Below are 15,452 nucleotides of genomic sequence, written 5' to 3' on the forward strand. Positions count from 1 at the left end.
TGGGGAGTTTTACTGCAAGTTAATGTGGGATAAATATAAAAAGAGGATTTTCTAGTACAGTATGAAGATCCTCTTTTTTATATTGAAATGGTAGACGAATTAATGACTTGAGCTGTTGTTTAAATGATATACGATGCTTTTTTCTAATTCCTTAGTTTGTTCTTTTTCCCATGTGCGAACAGCATCTACTGGAGTTTGTGTATGTTTTAACCAATCTAGAATTGAGTGTAGTTGTTCTTGTAATTGCCCAATATTTCGTTCCTTACTGTTCTTATTCTGAATTCTATTAGTTAATTGAAGCATGTAGGGTAGTTTTTCTATACATTCGCTTAAATCTCCGCAATAACCTGACGGGAATTCATGTGTACCAAATTCTAAAGTATTGATGTAATTAGAAACTAGGTATATCATGGCTTTTTGTTCGGTATCACCACCTAATTCAATCGCTTTTCGAAGGAATTTTTCTAAATCGTCTTCTTTATTGCTAGAGTCCATATAAATTCCTATCCATCTAAAAGGTCTTGAATCAATCGGGTTGTTTTCTGTCCATCTATATAGAATGTCAATTAGAAAACTATTTAGTGAGAAAGTTAACACCTCATCTTTTTCGTTTAATGCATCTAAAATAGTAAACAGCGAAATGGCAAACTCTTCTTGATCTTTTGATTTCCATTTCTTTGCATTTGAAATAAATATTTCTAAATGTTTATAAGCTAATTTTCGAAGTCCCGCTTCGCGATGCTGACAGTAACAAATAAAATCATGCCAATGCTCATTTGTATTCATATGTATAATAATAGTTTGTAATGTAGTGAGAGGTTTATCCATTATAAGTCCCCAATCTATTAAGAACGTGTTGAAAATTTAGTGTTATTATATCATTACATAAATTAAAAAGGGAGAGTTACTATGATTACAAAAGTAATTAAGAAAAGTAATTGGGAAATCGCAAAAATAATTGGAAAAATTAATGAAGATTCCCTTATAGAAGAGGGATTTATTCATTGTTCATTAGTAGATCAAGCTTTAAGAGTTGCAGAAAAATATTTCAAGCATGAAGAAGATGTTTTATTACTTACAATTGATCCAGCCCTATTAAAAGCAGAAGTAAAATATGAACTTGCTTCAAACGGTCAAGAATATCCGCATGTTTACGGAGTAATTAATGTTGAGGCGATTGTAGAGGTTGTTCCATTTTCTAAAGAAAACGGGGAATTTATATTACTTAAATCAGTTCGACTTTAGTAATAGGCGATGGAGTTCGCTATAATTGCTATATATAGCTAATGAATCCTATTGATAAACGAGATTTTTTGTTTATCAGTAGGATTTTTAATTTTATTCGAACAGACTTAAAAAGAGCAGTTAGAGTGGGAAGAATTTAAGATGGATTTTATTGGTCACGGGATCCAATCGATTGGTAATGAAGCAGTTCTAACAGGACTCATTATAGACTTTGAAGATGAAACGTAAAAAAATTATTATGTTTATCTGAATATTGAGGGAATACAAAAGTTTTATTTATATAATTTTCAGAAAACATAGACTATAACATTGATAAATGGTATAATTTCCTTGTTATTGGAATTAAAATGAAAATATTAGAAGAAAAAGGATTGGGTTGGTTTTAATGGGGGATTCTGATCACAAAGAAACAAAGGCGATATTAAAGTTATGGTTTATTTATATACCACTTGCATTTGGAGAGTTTGTCTTTTCGAATATCATAGGTTATTTAAAAAAATAAAGATTTTGCATTTGAAAAACAATTAACCTAATTTAATTGTTTTTTTATTTTACTTTAATAAACCAAATAAAAATAGAGATTTTGAACAAGATGAAGTTTATGAAGGAAATAACGTTGAGTAGGTGCTGAAAACAGTGTGAAATCAACAGTGCCTAAAGAATAAAACAGGAATCATTCAACCATGGTAATGTTCCGTTTTATTAGCTTCCTATAGTGATATGTTATGGTCACATCATATGTGTACGATACTTGTAACTTAATATAGCATTACTGGAATTTCAAAATTAGTAGTTAAGGTTGCTACCTTTTAGAGTGTTATAGATATATATAACTTAGCTAAAAAAGCACAAATCATATAATTTGCGCTTTTCATTATCTGTTTTTGGTAAAAAAAGCACAGTTTTTGTCACACTAATACTGTACGATACATAGTATAAAACACATACTGTATGACATATAGTAATGGAAATGAGGTGAGTGAATGGATACTTTATTAAACTCGTTAATTACTGAGTTAAGAAGAGGGACATTAACGTTAGCTGTTTTAAGCCAATTAAGAACGCCACAGTACGGATATTCACTTGTCCAGTTATTGGAGCAATCAGGGATTACAATTGATCAAAGTACTTTATATCCACTACTTCGCAGATTAGAAAAGCAGGAGCTAGTAACGAGTAGTTGGGATAAAACGGAGAGTAGACCTCGTAAATATTATGTTTTAAGTGAATATGGATTAGAAATATTTTTGCAGTTAAAAAAGGAATGGATAAAGGATTCGAAAGAACTTTATAACTTATTAAAGGAGGAGGAAGAGAATGAATTTAATTGATCTCTATATCCAGGAAGTTGCGAAGAGATTACCTGAAAAAAATCGTGAAGATATTACACTTGAACTAAGGTCAACTATAGAGGATATGTTACCTGAAGATTATAATGAAGAAGATGTAAAGAGCGTTCTCGAAAAATTGGGGAGTCCGGTTTCATTGGCTAATGGTTATTTGGATAGACCGATGCATTTAATTGGACCACGTTATTTTGATGTATATACGACATTGTTAAAAATGATTATACCAATCGCAGCAATCATTGCACTCATATCAATGGTTGCAGAAAATTTTATAGGCTATAGTGGTGATCAAGCGGTATTAAATGTTATTTTACAATTGATAGGTAAAGGTATTGGGGAAATTTTTGAAGTGGGTCTTCATGTATTTTTCTGGTTGACACTTGTGTTTGTTATTTTAGAAAGAACAGATAAAGACAAAGGTATTCAGCCGTTGACGACAAGTTTTAAAAAATGGACACCAGATGATTTGAAAAACATCTCGTATATCCCAAAGAAAAAAGCAATCTCGAAGTTTGAAGTTTTTGGAGGTTTAATGTGGACAGCAGTTTGGGCTACACTTTACTTTTATGCGAATCATCTTGTTGGCGTATATCATGGTACGGCAAATGGACTGAAGTTTGTCTCGCCAACTTTTAATCAAGATATTTTACTGCAGTACTGGCCAATCGTTGTAATTATGATCGTTTTTGAAATAGGTATATCCCTTTATAAATTAGTACAAGGAAAATGGACGCAAAGATTGGCGATTGGAAATGCTATTCTTCAAGTAGCTGGGACGATAGTATTCATTGTAATTGTAGTAAATCCACATTTATTTAACGCAGGATTTATTACGTATTTGGCAAATGCATTTACTATTTCCCCAGAGGAGTTTAAAACGTGGCTCATTGGGGGAGGAATTTTCTTTTATATGTTATCTGCTGCAATAAATATATTTGATGGTTTCCGAAAAGCTAGTATTCGTATGTAGATAAAAATCGGAAATTTCGATAAAATAAAACTATTAAAAAGATAGTGAAATAAGATGAACATGATGAAAGGAAGAAAATAATGATAAGGGAAGCAACGAAAAGAGATTTAGCATACATTTTAGATATTTATAACGATGCGATACTTTATACAACAGCTGTATATGCGTATAAACCTGTAACCCTTGAAAATAGAATAGATTGGTATGAACAAAAAAAGGCTGAAGGGTATCCCATTTTCGTATGTGAATTAGATAATAAAGTAGTAGGGTTTGCGACATTCGGCCCATTTAGAGCGTGGCCTGCTTATAAATATTCAGTTGAACATTCTGTGTATGTAGATAAGGCATATAGAAAAAATGGCATTGGGTCTTCATTAATGAAAGAATTAATCAAAATTGCGAAGGAAAGAGAGTATATGACCTTAATTGCTGGAATTGATGCAGAGAATGAGAAAAGTATTGCCTTGCATCAAAACTATGGATTTGTTCATGCAGGGACAATAAAAAAAGCTGGTTATAAGTTTAATAAATGGCTAGATTTAGCTTTTTATCAGCTGGAGCTTAACGGTCCTGAAAATCCTATAGAAGGATAAATATTTTTCGGTAGCAAGAAAAAATTCATGCTACCTTTTTCTTATTTTAATAGCTGATGAAAAGGTTTTTTATATTCAATATTGAATTATTAGAAGTTAATATAACGATATGAAAAGAGGGATGGAAATGGAAACTGTCATAAATAAAATAAAAGAGGTACAATCTAATTATGTGGGAATGGCAATTTATTCTACAAAAAACAATCGTATAGTTGCTTCATATAATAGTGAATTAAATATTCCGTTAGCATCAGCAGCAAAATTAGTTATTGGATTTGTAGTAGCACAAATGGTGAGGGAAAATAAACATAATTGGAATGATATACTTCATCACATTAAATTTAATCCGCATGAAGATAGTGCGCAGTTATATCCGCATTTACAAGGAAGAACTTCTTTAACACTTAGTCAAGCGGTCGAGGTAATGATAGCTTGTCATGATAGTTACGTTGCACAGTCAGTTGTAATGCACTGTGGTGGATGGGATGCTGTGAAAATGTATGTACAAACGTACTTTTCAAAAATTCATATAGAAGAGAATGCTAGAGATGAGAAAAATATTGGAGACTTAAATGAAGTTCTTGCCCTTTTCATACAAACCTTTCAAGGTTATAAATTAGAACCAGAATTATGGGAACCAATTATTAGTGGCATGGTAAGACAACAAGGAGAGTATGAAGAAATCCCATATTATCATTTAGCTCATATGACAGGTGGATTGCTCACAGCTACAATAAATATTGGTATAATAGGAATGTTTAACGAATTTCCGCTTCTTTATGTAATTGGGGGAAAAGATTTACCGAATCGACGTGAAAATAAAGAGGTAGATGAAGCTTTTGCAGTAGTTTTAAAGTACATATACAAAGAATATAGTGAAAGCATGCTAGGAGTGAGCGATTGAAAAGAAACTTAAAGACTTCAACAATCATTATTTTAATTTTAACGATTATTGCTCTTGAAGTTGGAATCGCACTATATAATCACAATTTGTCATTAGATACAATTTACTTTGCAGCGATCCTTATTTGTATTGTATTGCTTTTTGGCACACGTGTTTCTGAAGAGAAAGAAAGTAAATCGAAACGAGGGCGAAGAAAAACAGCTCTTATATTTTGGCCATCTATTTTATTGTCTATCGCTTGTTTTGCAGTTATAAGTTACATAAGGATAGGCTATGTCTCTGTACCAGGGATAATTGGCTTTTCATGCTTTGTTACATATGGTGGATTCGTATGTATTAGTATTTTAAAGAGAAAAAATAAAATGTAGATTACTAAGCTGAAAGGAAGCAATGTATATGAAACATATAGAGAACGGTACACGTACTGAAGGAGAATATATTAAAAATAAAGTTATTCAATATAATATGTCCATCTTAACAGATGAGGCAAGACAGACGATGGAAGAAGTAAGCCTCGTAGTAAAAAATGAAGAAGGAAAAATTTTTGGTGGCGTAACAGGTACGATGTATTTTTATCACCTTCATATCGACTTTTTATGGGTTGATGAATCAGTTCGTCATGATGGCTATGGCAGTCAACTGTTACATAAAATTGAAGATGTTGCAAAGGAAAAAGGGTGTAGATTAATACTACTAGATTCATTTAGTTTTCAAGCACCAGAATTTTATAAAAAGCATGGTTACAGGGAGTATGGAATTGTTGAAGATCACCCGAAAGGTCATAGTCAGCACTTTTTTGAAAAGAGATTATAATAATATTATGTATACTGTTTGATGGGAGAAAGAATATGTACACGTATAAATTGCAACAAGAACAACCAATCTGTGCAGAAAAAATAAAAAAACTTTATGATTCTGTCGGTTGGTGGCCAGAAAGAAAAGAAGTCGATATTGAAAAAATATTAAAGAATAGCATAGCCATTGGAGTATGGGAAGAAAATGAATTAGTTGGATTTGCTAGAGTCGTTTCTGATGGTGTTTATCGAGCATACATTGAAGATGTTGTCGTACATGAGAGTGTAAGAAGTAAAGGTATTGGAGAGAAGATGCTTAAAATATTACTTCGAGAAATATCACATATTGATATTGTTAGTCTATTTTGCGGAGAGAAGCTAATAAACTTTTACGGTGAGCAGCAATTTCAAGCGACGAAGCAAATTGTGATGCACCGCAATCAAATAGGGAAAGAATAAAGAGGTGCCAATTAAAATGAATGCAACAAGAGCGTACTGTTTATCGAAAAAAAAAGCGACAGAAGATTCTCCAGATGGTTGGAGTGCAACATGTATGAGGCTTAATAATAAAATATTTGCGATAGTAAATCATGAAGAAGGTGAAAAAGCTGCGATTACATTGAAGTGTGATCCAGAAGTCGCATTAAGAATAAGAGAAGATTATCCAGAAACAATTATTCCAGGGTATCATATGAATAAAAAACATTGGAATACCGTTTATATTCATAAGGGTATAGAACAGGAGCAAATAAATAAAATGATTGATTGGTCGTATGATTTAGTACTACAATCATTTTCAAAGAAAAAGCAGCAGGAGTTAATGGATTAATATGTATTAGGAGTGTGTGTAATGAAAGATTCGATTAAAGATACGTATGATAAATTAGCGAGTACATATAAAGAAAATCTAGATTTCGCAAATCCATATAACAGTTATTATGAAAGACCGGCGATGATGGAGCTTATTCCAAAGGAACTAGAAGGAAAAAAGATACTAGATGCTGGATGTGCAGCTGGATGGTATACTTCTCAATTCATAGGAAGAGGAGCAAATGTTACAGCAATTGATGTAAGTCCTGAAATGGTAAAAGTCGCGAAAGAAAGTATAAGGGACAAAGCAACGCTCCTTTGTCATGATCTGCAAGAAACATTGCCATTTGAAGATAATACGTATGATGTGATTGTAAGTTCGTTAACTCTTCATTACTTAGAAAATTGGAATCAAGTATTTCAAGAATTTCGTCGCGTATTGAAGCCGGGTGGAGAACTTATATATTCTATCCATCATCCTTTTATGGATTTCACAAAGTTTCCATGTGAAAGTTATTTTGAAAAACAGTTATTAATAGATACTTGGGTTAAACCGAACATTACAATTGAAGTCGAATTTTTCAGAAGGTCACTACAAGACATAATAAATGAAACTACAAATTATTTTGTATTAGAAGAGATAGTGGAACCGAAGGCAGTTGAAAAGATGAAAGAAGTAGACGAAAAATCATATTATTATCTAAATACGAATCCACATTTTCTTATCATAAAAGCAACTAATAAATAGCTAGTAAAATAACTTTATTTTACTAGCTATTTACAGTTATACATTATATATTAGGAGACTTTAAAATGAATACGAAACGAAATAGAGTATTATATGCACTATTTACTATAGTTGTTATTATTTTAGGTCTTAGCTCAAGAAAATTTTCTTTTGCACTACCACATCTATTAAATGATTACTTAGGCGATGCTTTATGGGCATTAATGATTTTCACTGGCTTTGGATTTTTGTTTCCTAAAACAGAGACGAAGAAGTTGGCTTTTATTAGTTTAATGTTTTGCTACGGGATTGAAGTGAGCCAATTGTATCATGCGGAATGGATAGACAGCATTCGTGCAACGACTTTGGGCGGACTCGTGTTGGGATACGGTTTTTTGTGGAGTGATTTAGTGGCTTATACAATTGGTGTTGTTGTTGGCATACTTTGTGAGTTTATGTTACGGAGGAAATAATCGATTTTAAAAAGGAGCCCTTTATGAAAAAAATAATATTAATTGGTTCTGGTGGTTCAGGAAAATCTACATTAGCAAGGAAGTTAGGGAATAAATTAAATATTAAGGTGCATCATCTTGATGCATTATTTTGGAAACCGAATTGGGAAGGTGTTCCGAGAGAAGAACAAATAACAGTTCAAAATAACTTAATTAAAGATGAGAAATGGATTATTGATGGGAATTACGGCGGGACGATGGGTATAAGACTGAATGCAGCTGATACAATTATCTTCCTTGATATTCATAGAACAATTTGTGTTTATAGGGCTTTTAAAAGAATTGCAAAATATCGAAATAAAACTAGACCGGATATGGGCGCGGGATGTGAAGAAAGATTTGATTTACAATTTTTTAAATGGATATGGGAATATCCTAATGCTAAACGACCTACAATTTTAAAAGAGTTAGAGCAATTGTCCGAAGAGAAAAAGGTTATTGTTTTAAAATCTCCAAATGAGGTTCGGAAATTTTTAGAGCACATATAATAATAGAATGTGACACAACAATTCTTTGTGGATCTTACCGATTAGTTTAATTAAACTAATCGTTTTTTATTATGAAAAATTTAACGCTTTTTGAAAAATGCATTTTGTAATGAGTATATGACTTTAAGTTCATATAAAATGAACGTTTGGAGGAATAGAAAATGACTAACGATTTAATTCAACTAATCGATTCATTAATGGTCAATATTCCAGCTGGAGAGGTAGTATTAAGAGATGATCGAATAAAAAAAGAATGGCTAGTACAAATTCAACCATTTCTTCTTGCAAAGTATGCTGTAACAATGGAACTATATGATGCTATTACAAATAGTACATTAAATAATTTTGATAAAAATCATAAACCAGTTGTCAATATTTCATGGAACGATGCCATTGCGTTTTGTAATGTACTTTCAAAAAAAGCGGGATTAAAAGAATATTATTCTATTAGTGATGGTGGTCAAATTGTGAAATGTAATTTAGATTCAAATGGCTACCGATTACCATCTGAGGCGGAGTGGCAATATGCATGTAAAGCAAGTACAACCGGATATACATACGGGAAACTTCATGATATAGCGTGGTATAATGAAAATTCAAATGGAGAGATTCATGACGTTGGCCAAAAAGAACCGAATGCATGGGGACTTTATGATATGCTAGGGAACGTTTGGGAATGGTGTTATGATTTGTATGATGAAACAGTGTACGGATCATACCGTATTTTTCGTGGTGGTAGTTGGGCTGAAACAGCGAGAGGGTGCGGCGCTACTTGTCGTCGTCGAAGCCATCCTACATTTCATATAGATGATCTCGGTTTTAGACTCGCTAGGTCAATTTAGCAGGAATATGATACGAACAACTAAGAAAAGAGTATGGAGAGAATCCGTACTTTTCCAACATAGAAATGATTTAACGTAAGGAGTGTTTATAATGGCGCGTGTTTTATTTATTAACGCTGGATCAGAAGGACATATAAATCCAACTTTGACAGTTGTAGAAGAGTTGATTTCTCGCGGTGAAGAGGTCGTTTATTTTTCAATAGAAGCTTTTAGGGAACGAATTGAGAAGACAGGTGCTACTGTACGAACGATTGACGATCAAAAATTTATAAAAGCGTTTCTATCTGGAGGCAGAAATTATTTACAGGAAAGAATAAACGGTCTTCTACATACAGCAGATGTTGTTATACCTAATGTTCTAGAACAAATTGAAGGTGAACATTTTGATTACATAATTCATGATTCTATGTTTGGCTGTGGGCACTTAATTGCTCAAATTCTTAAATTGCCATCCATAAATTCATGTACATCTTTTGCGCAGGATGAAAAATCTTTTGAGCAAATGTTAGGTCATCTGTCAAAAAATATCCCAGTAGAAATTCATGATAAAATACAGAATGATTTTCAAAACTTAACGAAGGGAATTGCTGAAAAATATGGTGTTGAAATAAAATCATCGTATGAAGTTTTCTGTAATCCTGCACCCCTTACTATTGTGTATACAATTAAGGAGTTCCAGCCTTTTGGTGATACGTTTGATGAAACATATAAATTTGTAGGTCCATCTATCTCTGCACAAATGAAAAACAGAGACGTTGATTTTACTTCGATTGAAGAAAAAAGTCCGATTTATATTTCATTAGGTACTGTTTTTAATGAAGCGATTGACTTTTATAAACTGTGTATGAAGGCCTTTGAGAATAGTGAGCATACAATTGTTATGTCTATTGGTAATAAAACAAAAATAAGTGATCTAGGCGAAATCCCTAAAAACTTCATTGTGAAAAACTATGTACCCCAAACTGAGCTGCTTACATATACGAAACTATTTATTACACACGGCGGGATGAACAGTGCGCATGAAGGACTGTATAACGGGGTTCCGCTCGTTGTAATACCGCAAAGTGCAGATCAGCCAGTAGTCGCAAAGCAAGTGGAGAGTCTTGAGACGGGAGTTCAGTTACATATGAAGGAATTAACTGAAGAGCAACTACGTGAAAATGTGGAACTAATTTTAAATAATCCTTCATATAAAGAAGCTGCTTTGAATTTGAAGGAATCTTTCCAAAAATCAGGTGGATATAAGGAAGCTGTTGATGAAATTTTTATATTTGTAGGTCAGTGAAAAAAATGAAATTATACATTAGAAAAGCATCTAAATAGGATGCTTTTTATTTAACTTTATAATTCTTATTTTTAATATCTAGTATGGTTAAAACTAAGGCACTGAAAGATATAAGTATAAGAATAAAAGTTAACCAGTTAAATGTATTGTTAATTATGAAGTAAAGATGATAGATAAATATATTCAAATTGTATTTTAAAATGTTAGGACTTAGTTTTACGTGTTAGTAATAATTTCACTATTTCTGCACAACTTCTGCACATGTTTTGGCGATTTCTATGTCATGATATATTCATAAAGTGAAATATTTCACAAGAAAAAAATATATTTTCACTGCGGTGTATGCATAATTAACACATACATCGGTACAAGTTTGTCTCTTGTTATTCTTTTACATCAAAGCCCACATTCCACTACAAAGTATAACAAGAAGGAGACATGAACATGAATAATCGATTTTTAAAACAACTACAAAATATGAAAATGAACAAAAAAAGTTTAGGAGCTGTAGCATTAACAGCTGGAATTATTAGTACGACACTTATTCCTCAAAATGCTTATGCGCACGGTTTTGTTGAAAAGCCCGGTAGCCGATCCGCTTTATGTAGTTCAACTTATGGTGCGCTAAATGTAAACTGTGGAAGTGTTATGTATGAACCACAAAGTTTAGAAGCTCCAAAAGGGTTCCCACAAGGTGGTCCAGTTGATGGACAAATCGCTTCTGCAGGCGGAAAATTTGGTGGTATTTTAGATCAACAAACAGCAAATCGTTGGTTTAAAAATACAATCACTGGTGGGGAAAATACATTTACTTGGAAGTATACAGCGCCGCACTTAACGAGCAAGTGGCATTACTATATTACTAAAAAAGGATGGAATCCAAATAAAGCGCTAACAAGAGCAGATTTTGAACCAATTGGAACTGTACAACATGATGGTTCTGCAGCTTCAAATAATTTAACTCATAAAATCAATGTACCTACTGATCGTAGTGGATATCATGTGATTTTAGCAGTATGGGATGTAGCTGATACAGCAAATGCATTCTATAATGTAATTGATGTTAATCTTATTAATGATGTGAAACCAGACATAGAAGCGCCAAGTATTCCAAATGGACTTCAGACACAAAAAGTAACAGCAAATAGTGTAGAACTAACATGGAACGCTTCTACGGATAATGTAGGGGTAAAAGGATATCAAATCTTCCGTAACGGAGAGATGATTGATACAGTAATAGGCACTCATTTTATTGATAAGAAATTACAACCAAGCACAAAATACTCTTATACTGTAAAAGCAATTGACGCAGCTGGCAATGTATCGAAGGAAAGTACAGCGCTTACAGTAAAAACAACAGTTGAGATTCCTGATACAGAAGCACCAATACAACCAAAAGGATTACATAGTATGGGAACGACAGCGTCAAGTGTGGATTTAATGTGGAGTCCATCTGACGATAATATTGGTGTAGACCATTACGATATTTATAGAGAAACAGAAGGATCAATGAAAAAGATTGCAACATCCAATACAACTTCTTATATGGATAAAAATCTGCTCGCTAATACTACTTATAAATATGTAGTGAAAGCTGTTGATGTAGCTGGAAATGAATCCGTACAGAGTGATATCTTCACAATTACTACAAAAACTGAAAGCGCTTCATATGAAGCGTGGGATGCAAAAAAAGCATATAAAAAGGGAGATAGAGTTCTACACGAAGGAAAAGTATATGAAGCAGTCCAGAGTTATCAAGGAAATGGTGATCCGAACTGGATTTATGCATTATCATTATGGAAAACAGTGTAAGCTTTACCTAGATATGAACTAAGAGATGATGGGCTTTGATGAAAAAGGGAATCTTGAGAATTCACTTTTCTATTAATAAAAAAGGGTAGTGTATGAATACATAAGATTCATACACTACCCTTTTTATTATGATAACATTTTCGTCATAAGTATATGTGGAATGCCATCTTCCATAAATATATCAGAAGAAGTTTCATAACCTAATTTTTTATAAAATCCTTCAGCTTGTGTTTGCCCATGTAGTTTCACTTTTGTAGCTTGTTCGTTACGAGCAATTTCTTCTAACGTTTGAATGATGACTTTACCTAATCCGTATGTACGATAATCTTTTAAAATGCAAATACGTTCTAATTTTCCGACGCCATCAACAAATCGTATACGCCCTGTACCTACAGGAAGCTCATTATAATAAACTAAAATATGTTTACATTGCTCTCCGATTTCATCGAATGTATCGAATTCATCTGCAAGAGGGACACCTTGTTCTTTTACAAATACTTCTTTTCGAATATGAAAGGCAGTTTCTAAATCAGTAAGTTCTGTTATAAGTTTGGATTGCAAAATGTTCAGTCCTTTCTAGTATGATGTGTTTTCATAGTATATCATAATAAAGCGCTATCAAGAGAAAAAGAACACACTAAAAAGCTAACTTTAAAAAGTTAGCTTTTATTACAATTCCTTTATCCCATTTTTAGCGCCGATAATTACTTTACTCGTCATACTTATAAACAACCCTGTTTCAACTACACCAGTAATCATTTTTAATTGAGTGTGTAAATGGGCAGGATTAGAAATATGATTAGGGAATATACAATCGATAATCATGTTATTGTTATCGGTTATATAGGTTTCATTATTTTTCAAACGTAATGTTGTTTGACAACCTAAAGACTGAATTTTATTTTCGGTTTGTTTCCATGAAAAAGGGAGGATTTCAATAGGTAATGGAAAAGTACCTAAATGTGTTACAAGTTTCGATTCATCAGCAATGATAATTAGTTCTTTAGAGGAAGAGGCAACGATTTTTTCACGAAGTAATGCACCGCCACCGCCTTTTATAAGTTGTAAATTTGAATCAATTTCATCCGCTCCATCAATTGTAAGATCAAGACTTTGTACGTCGTTTAACGAAATTAGGGGGATATTTAGTTGCTGTGCTAATGCTTCAGTTTCCTTTGATGTCGGTACAGCTTGAAATGATAATCCTTCTTTTACACGCTCACCTAATTTTTGTATTGTCCAATATACAGTAGAACCTGTACCAAGCCCAATCTTCATGCCATCATTTACAAAGTTAGCGGCATATTCGCCAGCGAGCTGTTTTAAATTCATCGCTTTACTCCGCCGGACGCGGTCCAGCATCAAGACCTGAATTTTCAACTGTAAGTACCGGACGAACGACTATATCTTTATGTACACGCATTTGACAAGATAATCGTAAATGATCTTCAATCCCTTTTTCCGTCATTGCATGTTTCTCATTCGCACTCGCTTCACAGAAATCACCTGCTAGTATTTCTACTCTACAAGTTGTGCAACGTGCATTCCCGCCGCAACGATGAAGAATGTTGACACCGCTATCTTCAATTGCTAATACTAACTTCGTTCCTTCTTTTACATCAAATGTTCCCGCACCTTCAATTGTTAATTTTGGCAAATTTGTTCCTCCTCACGTAAAATTGTACATAACATATTTATGACCGCGAATTATTGAACATAAACATTATTTTTTTATATCCCCGTAACTTTTTTTAATGTTGAATCGTTTATTAAGTAAGCGCTGAAAAGGAGTGGTTATTTTGTGCACAAAAGTAACTCATGTTTTAAAGAACCGTATCGATATGAATCATTCAAATATAAACTTTTTAATTGAACAATATGGAGAGTTAAAAAGATACTGTACTTTTTTAACGAAAAATAAATGGGATGGGGAAGATCTCGCCCAAGAAACAGTGTGTAAAGTGCTTCAAAAATATAGAAATAAAGATATTTGTATGACACTCGTCTATAAAATAGCAAGAAATCGTTGGTTAGATCAGATGAAGTCTAAGTCTGTTCATGAAAAAATAAGAGAACAAATCACTTTTGAAGAACCACATGAGAACATTGCAGATTTGCATGAAATGGTAGGGAAAGTATTGTCTTCATTAAATGTACAGCAATCCGCAATTTTATTATTAAAAGATGTTTTTCAATATAGTATCGCTGATATTGCTAAAGTGTGTTCTGTATCAGAAGGTGCAGTGAAAGCTTCTTTATTTCGGAGTAGAAATAGGCTGAAAACTGTAAGTGAAGAAGGGGTCGAGATAGTCGAATTCACAGATGATATGGAAGTTGTAGTAACGTCTATTCGAGAAGAGAGACCGGAATTATTAACGAAACTGCTTCCGTCAATAGATTTTACTAAGTTACCATCTAAACAGCCAGTCTTACTATTTAATGTGAAACAACCTTCTTCCTACAGTTGTATGCTTTGCGCAGCATAACAAGTATTGGAGGGATTTAAAATGAATGCAATTCCATATGTAGTAGAACAAACAAAATTAGGAGAACGTTCCTATGATATATATTCAAGGTTATTAAAAGACCGCATTATTATTATTGGTTCAGAAATTAATGATCAAGTAGCGAGTAGTGTCGTAGCTCAATTATTATTTTTAGAAGCAGAAGATGCAGAGAAAGATATATTCTTATACATCAATAGTCCCGGCGGTTCAACGACAGCAGGTTTTGCAATATTAGATACGATGAATTTAATTAAACCAGATGTGCAAACGCTGTGCATGGGCTTTGCGGCATCATTTGGTGCATTGCTATTATTATCTGGAGCAAAAGGAAAACGATTTGCGCTCCCTAACAGTGAAATTATGATTCATCAGCCGCTTGGTGGTGCACAAGGACAAGCGACAGAAATTGAAATAACAGCGAAAAGAATATTAAAGTTAAAACATGATATTAATAAAATGATTGCAGAAAAAACAGGCCAACCGATTGAAAGAGTAGCACATGATACAGAAAGAGATTATTTTATGACTGCAGAAGAAGCGAAGGCATATGGGATTGTAGATGATGTTGTTACGAAAAAATAAGATGAAAAAGGCTAGAGGATATGTTAATTCTC

21 protein-coding genes and 1 riboswitch are annotated in these 15,452 nt (G+C 33.1%); of the genes, 17 read left to right on the plus strand and 4 right to left on the minus strand.

The features are described from left to right. Positions 1-99: 99 nt before the first annotated feature. The gene (locus MR170_RS01310; protein ID WP_242306877.1) at positions 100-828 is read right to left on the minus strand and encodes a hypothetical protein; all 729 of its coding nucleotides are present in this window, start codon (positions 826-828) and stop codon (positions 100-102) included. 81 nt (positions 829-909) lie between these two features. On the opposite strand from MR170_RS01310, the gene MR170_RS01315 reads away from it, so the two are divergent. From MR170_RS01315 to MR170_RS01385, 15 genes are all read left to right on the plus strand, one after another. Further along, a complete protein-coding gene (locus MR170_RS01315; protein ID WP_050843937.1) occupies positions 910-1,245 on the plus strand; it encodes a DUF952 domain-containing protein in 336 nt (111 codons plus the stop codon). After that, positions 1,242-1,303, plus strand: a riboswitch (Fluoride riboswitch). It overlaps the preceding gene by 4 nt. A 925-nt stretch (positions 1,304-2,228) precedes the next feature. Continuing rightward, positions 2,229-2,576, plus strand: coding sequence for a PadR family transcriptional regulator (locus MR170_RS01320; RefSeq protein ID WP_000380295.1), 348 nt, complete (start codon positions 2,229-2,231; stop codon positions 2,574-2,576). Continuing rightward, positions 2,563-3,564: an HAAS signaling domain-containing protein gene (locus tag MR170_RS01325; protein WP_001048883.1), complete on the plus strand. Its 1,002-nt coding sequence runs from the start codon at positions 2,563-2,565 to the stop codon at positions 3,562-3,564. Before MR170_RS01320 ends, MR170_RS01325 begins: the two co-directional genes overlap by 14 nt. Positions 3,565-3,644: 80 nt before the next feature. After that, a complete protein-coding gene (locus MR170_RS01330) occupies positions 3,645-4,157 on the plus strand; it encodes a GNAT family N-acetyltransferase (RefSeq protein WP_016081291.1) in 513 nt (170 codons plus the stop codon). A gap of 127 nt (positions 4,158-4,284) precedes the next feature. Beyond that, on the plus strand, positions 4,285-5,061 hold the full coding sequence (locus tag MR170_RS01335; protein ID WP_242306878.1) for a serine hydrolase: 777 nt from the start codon (positions 4,285-4,287) through the stop codon (positions 5,059-5,061). Continuing rightward, positions 5,058-5,429: a hypothetical protein gene (locus tag MR170_RS01340; RefSeq protein WP_016081293.1), complete on the plus strand. Its 372-nt coding sequence runs from the start codon at positions 5,058-5,060 to the stop codon at positions 5,427-5,429. The genes MR170_RS01335 and MR170_RS01340 overlap by 4 nt, the downstream gene beginning before the upstream one ends. A 28-nt stretch (positions 5,430-5,457) precedes the next feature. Continuing rightward, positions 5,458-5,874, plus strand: coding sequence for a GNAT family N-acetyltransferase (locus tag MR170_RS01345; protein WP_016081294.1), 417 nt, complete (start codon positions 5,458-5,460; stop codon positions 5,872-5,874). Positions 5,875-5,909: 35 nt separating this feature from the next. After that, positions 5,910-6,314 carry a GNAT family N-acetyltransferase gene (locus MR170_RS01350; RefSeq protein WP_242306880.1) on the plus strand — a complete coding sequence of 135 codons (405 nt, stop codon included), beginning with the start codon at positions 5,910-5,912 and terminating at the stop codon, positions 6,312-6,314. Positions 6,315-6,330: 16 nt separating this feature from the next. Then, complete coding sequence (locus MR170_RS01355) at positions 6,331-6,684, plus strand: MmcQ/YjbR family DNA-binding protein (RefSeq protein ID WP_016081296.1); 354 nt, start codon at positions 6,331-6,333, stop codon at positions 6,682-6,684. Between the two features lie 21 nt (positions 6,685-6,705). Beyond that, positions 6,706-7,413 carry a class I SAM-dependent methyltransferase gene (locus MR170_RS01360; protein ID WP_242306882.1) on the plus strand — a complete coding sequence of 236 codons (708 nt, stop codon included), beginning with the start codon at positions 6,706-6,708 and terminating at the stop codon, positions 7,411-7,413. Between the two features lie 65 nt (positions 7,414-7,478). Then, the gene (locus tag MR170_RS01365) at positions 7,479-7,865 is read left to right on the plus strand and encodes a ribosomal maturation YjgA family protein (protein ID WP_098390897.1); all 387 of its coding nucleotides are present in this window, start codon (positions 7,479-7,481) and stop codon (positions 7,863-7,865) included. A gap of 23 nt (positions 7,866-7,888) precedes the next feature. Continuing rightward, positions 7,889-8,392 (plus strand): DNA topology modulation protein, encoded by a 504-nt coding sequence (locus tag MR170_RS01370; RefSeq protein ID WP_048564787.1) that lies wholly within the window; start codon positions 7,889-7,891, stop codon positions 8,390-8,392. A 161-nt stretch (positions 8,393-8,553) separates the two neighbouring features. Continuing rightward, positions 8,554-9,234, plus strand: coding sequence for a formylglycine-generating enzyme family protein (locus tag MR170_RS01375; RefSeq protein WP_000180345.1), 681 nt, complete (start codon positions 8,554-8,556; stop codon positions 9,232-9,234). A 91-nt stretch (positions 9,235-9,325) separates the two neighbouring features. Next, complete coding sequence (locus MR170_RS01380) at positions 9,326-10,519, plus strand: macrolide family glycosyltransferase (protein ID WP_242306884.1); 1,194 nt, start codon at positions 9,326-9,328, stop codon at positions 10,517-10,519. A gap of 444 nt (positions 10,520-10,963) precedes the next feature. Then, on the plus strand, positions 10,964-12,331 hold the full coding sequence (locus tag MR170_RS01385; protein WP_242306885.1) for a lytic polysaccharide monooxygenase: 1,368 nt from the start codon (positions 10,964-10,966) through the stop codon (positions 12,329-12,331). Between the two features lie 126 nt (positions 12,332-12,457). On the opposite strand, the gene MR170_RS01390 is transcribed toward MR170_RS01385, so the two are convergent. From MR170_RS01390 to MR170_RS01400, 3 genes are all read right to left on the minus strand, one after another. Beyond that, a complete protein-coding gene (locus tag MR170_RS01390) occupies positions 12,458-12,892 on the minus strand; it encodes a GNAT family N-acetyltransferase (protein ID WP_043935622.1) in 435 nt (144 codons plus the stop codon). A gap of 108 nt (positions 12,893-13,000) precedes the next feature. Beyond that, positions 13,001-13,663, minus strand: a complete 663-nt coding sequence (rpiA, locus tag MR170_RS01395) for a ribose 5-phosphate isomerase A (RefSeq protein ID WP_242306887.1) — start codon at positions 13,661-13,663, stop codon at positions 13,001-13,003. 4 nt (positions 13,664-13,667) lie between these two features. Further along, positions 13,668-13,988 (minus strand): 2Fe-2S iron-sulfur cluster-binding protein, encoded by a 321-nt coding sequence (locus MR170_RS01400; protein WP_001125388.1) that lies wholly within the window; start codon positions 13,986-13,988, stop codon positions 13,668-13,670. A gap of 142 nt (positions 13,989-14,130) precedes the next feature. Here MR170_RS01400 and MR170_RS01405 point away from each other — a divergent pair, with 142 nt between their 5' ends. Next, on the plus strand, positions 14,131-14,817 hold the full coding sequence (locus tag MR170_RS01405) for an RNA polymerase subunit sigma-70 (RefSeq protein ID WP_000337521.1): 687 nt from the start codon (positions 14,131-14,133) through the stop codon (positions 14,815-14,817). A gap of 21 nt (positions 14,818-14,838) precedes the next feature. Then, positions 14,839-15,420: an ATP-dependent Clp endopeptidase proteolytic subunit ClpP gene (clpP, locus tag MR170_RS01410; RefSeq protein WP_000991610.1), complete on the plus strand. Its 582-nt coding sequence runs from the start codon at positions 14,839-14,841 to the stop codon at positions 15,418-15,420. Positions 15,421-15,452: the final 32 nt, after the last annotated feature.

It is taken from the genome of Bacillus cereus group sp. BfR-BA-01524, from assembly GCF_022662595.1.
Classification (GTDB): domain Bacteria; phylum Bacillota; class Bacilli; order Bacillales; family Bacillaceae_G; genus Bacillus_A; species Bacillus_A thuringiensis_S.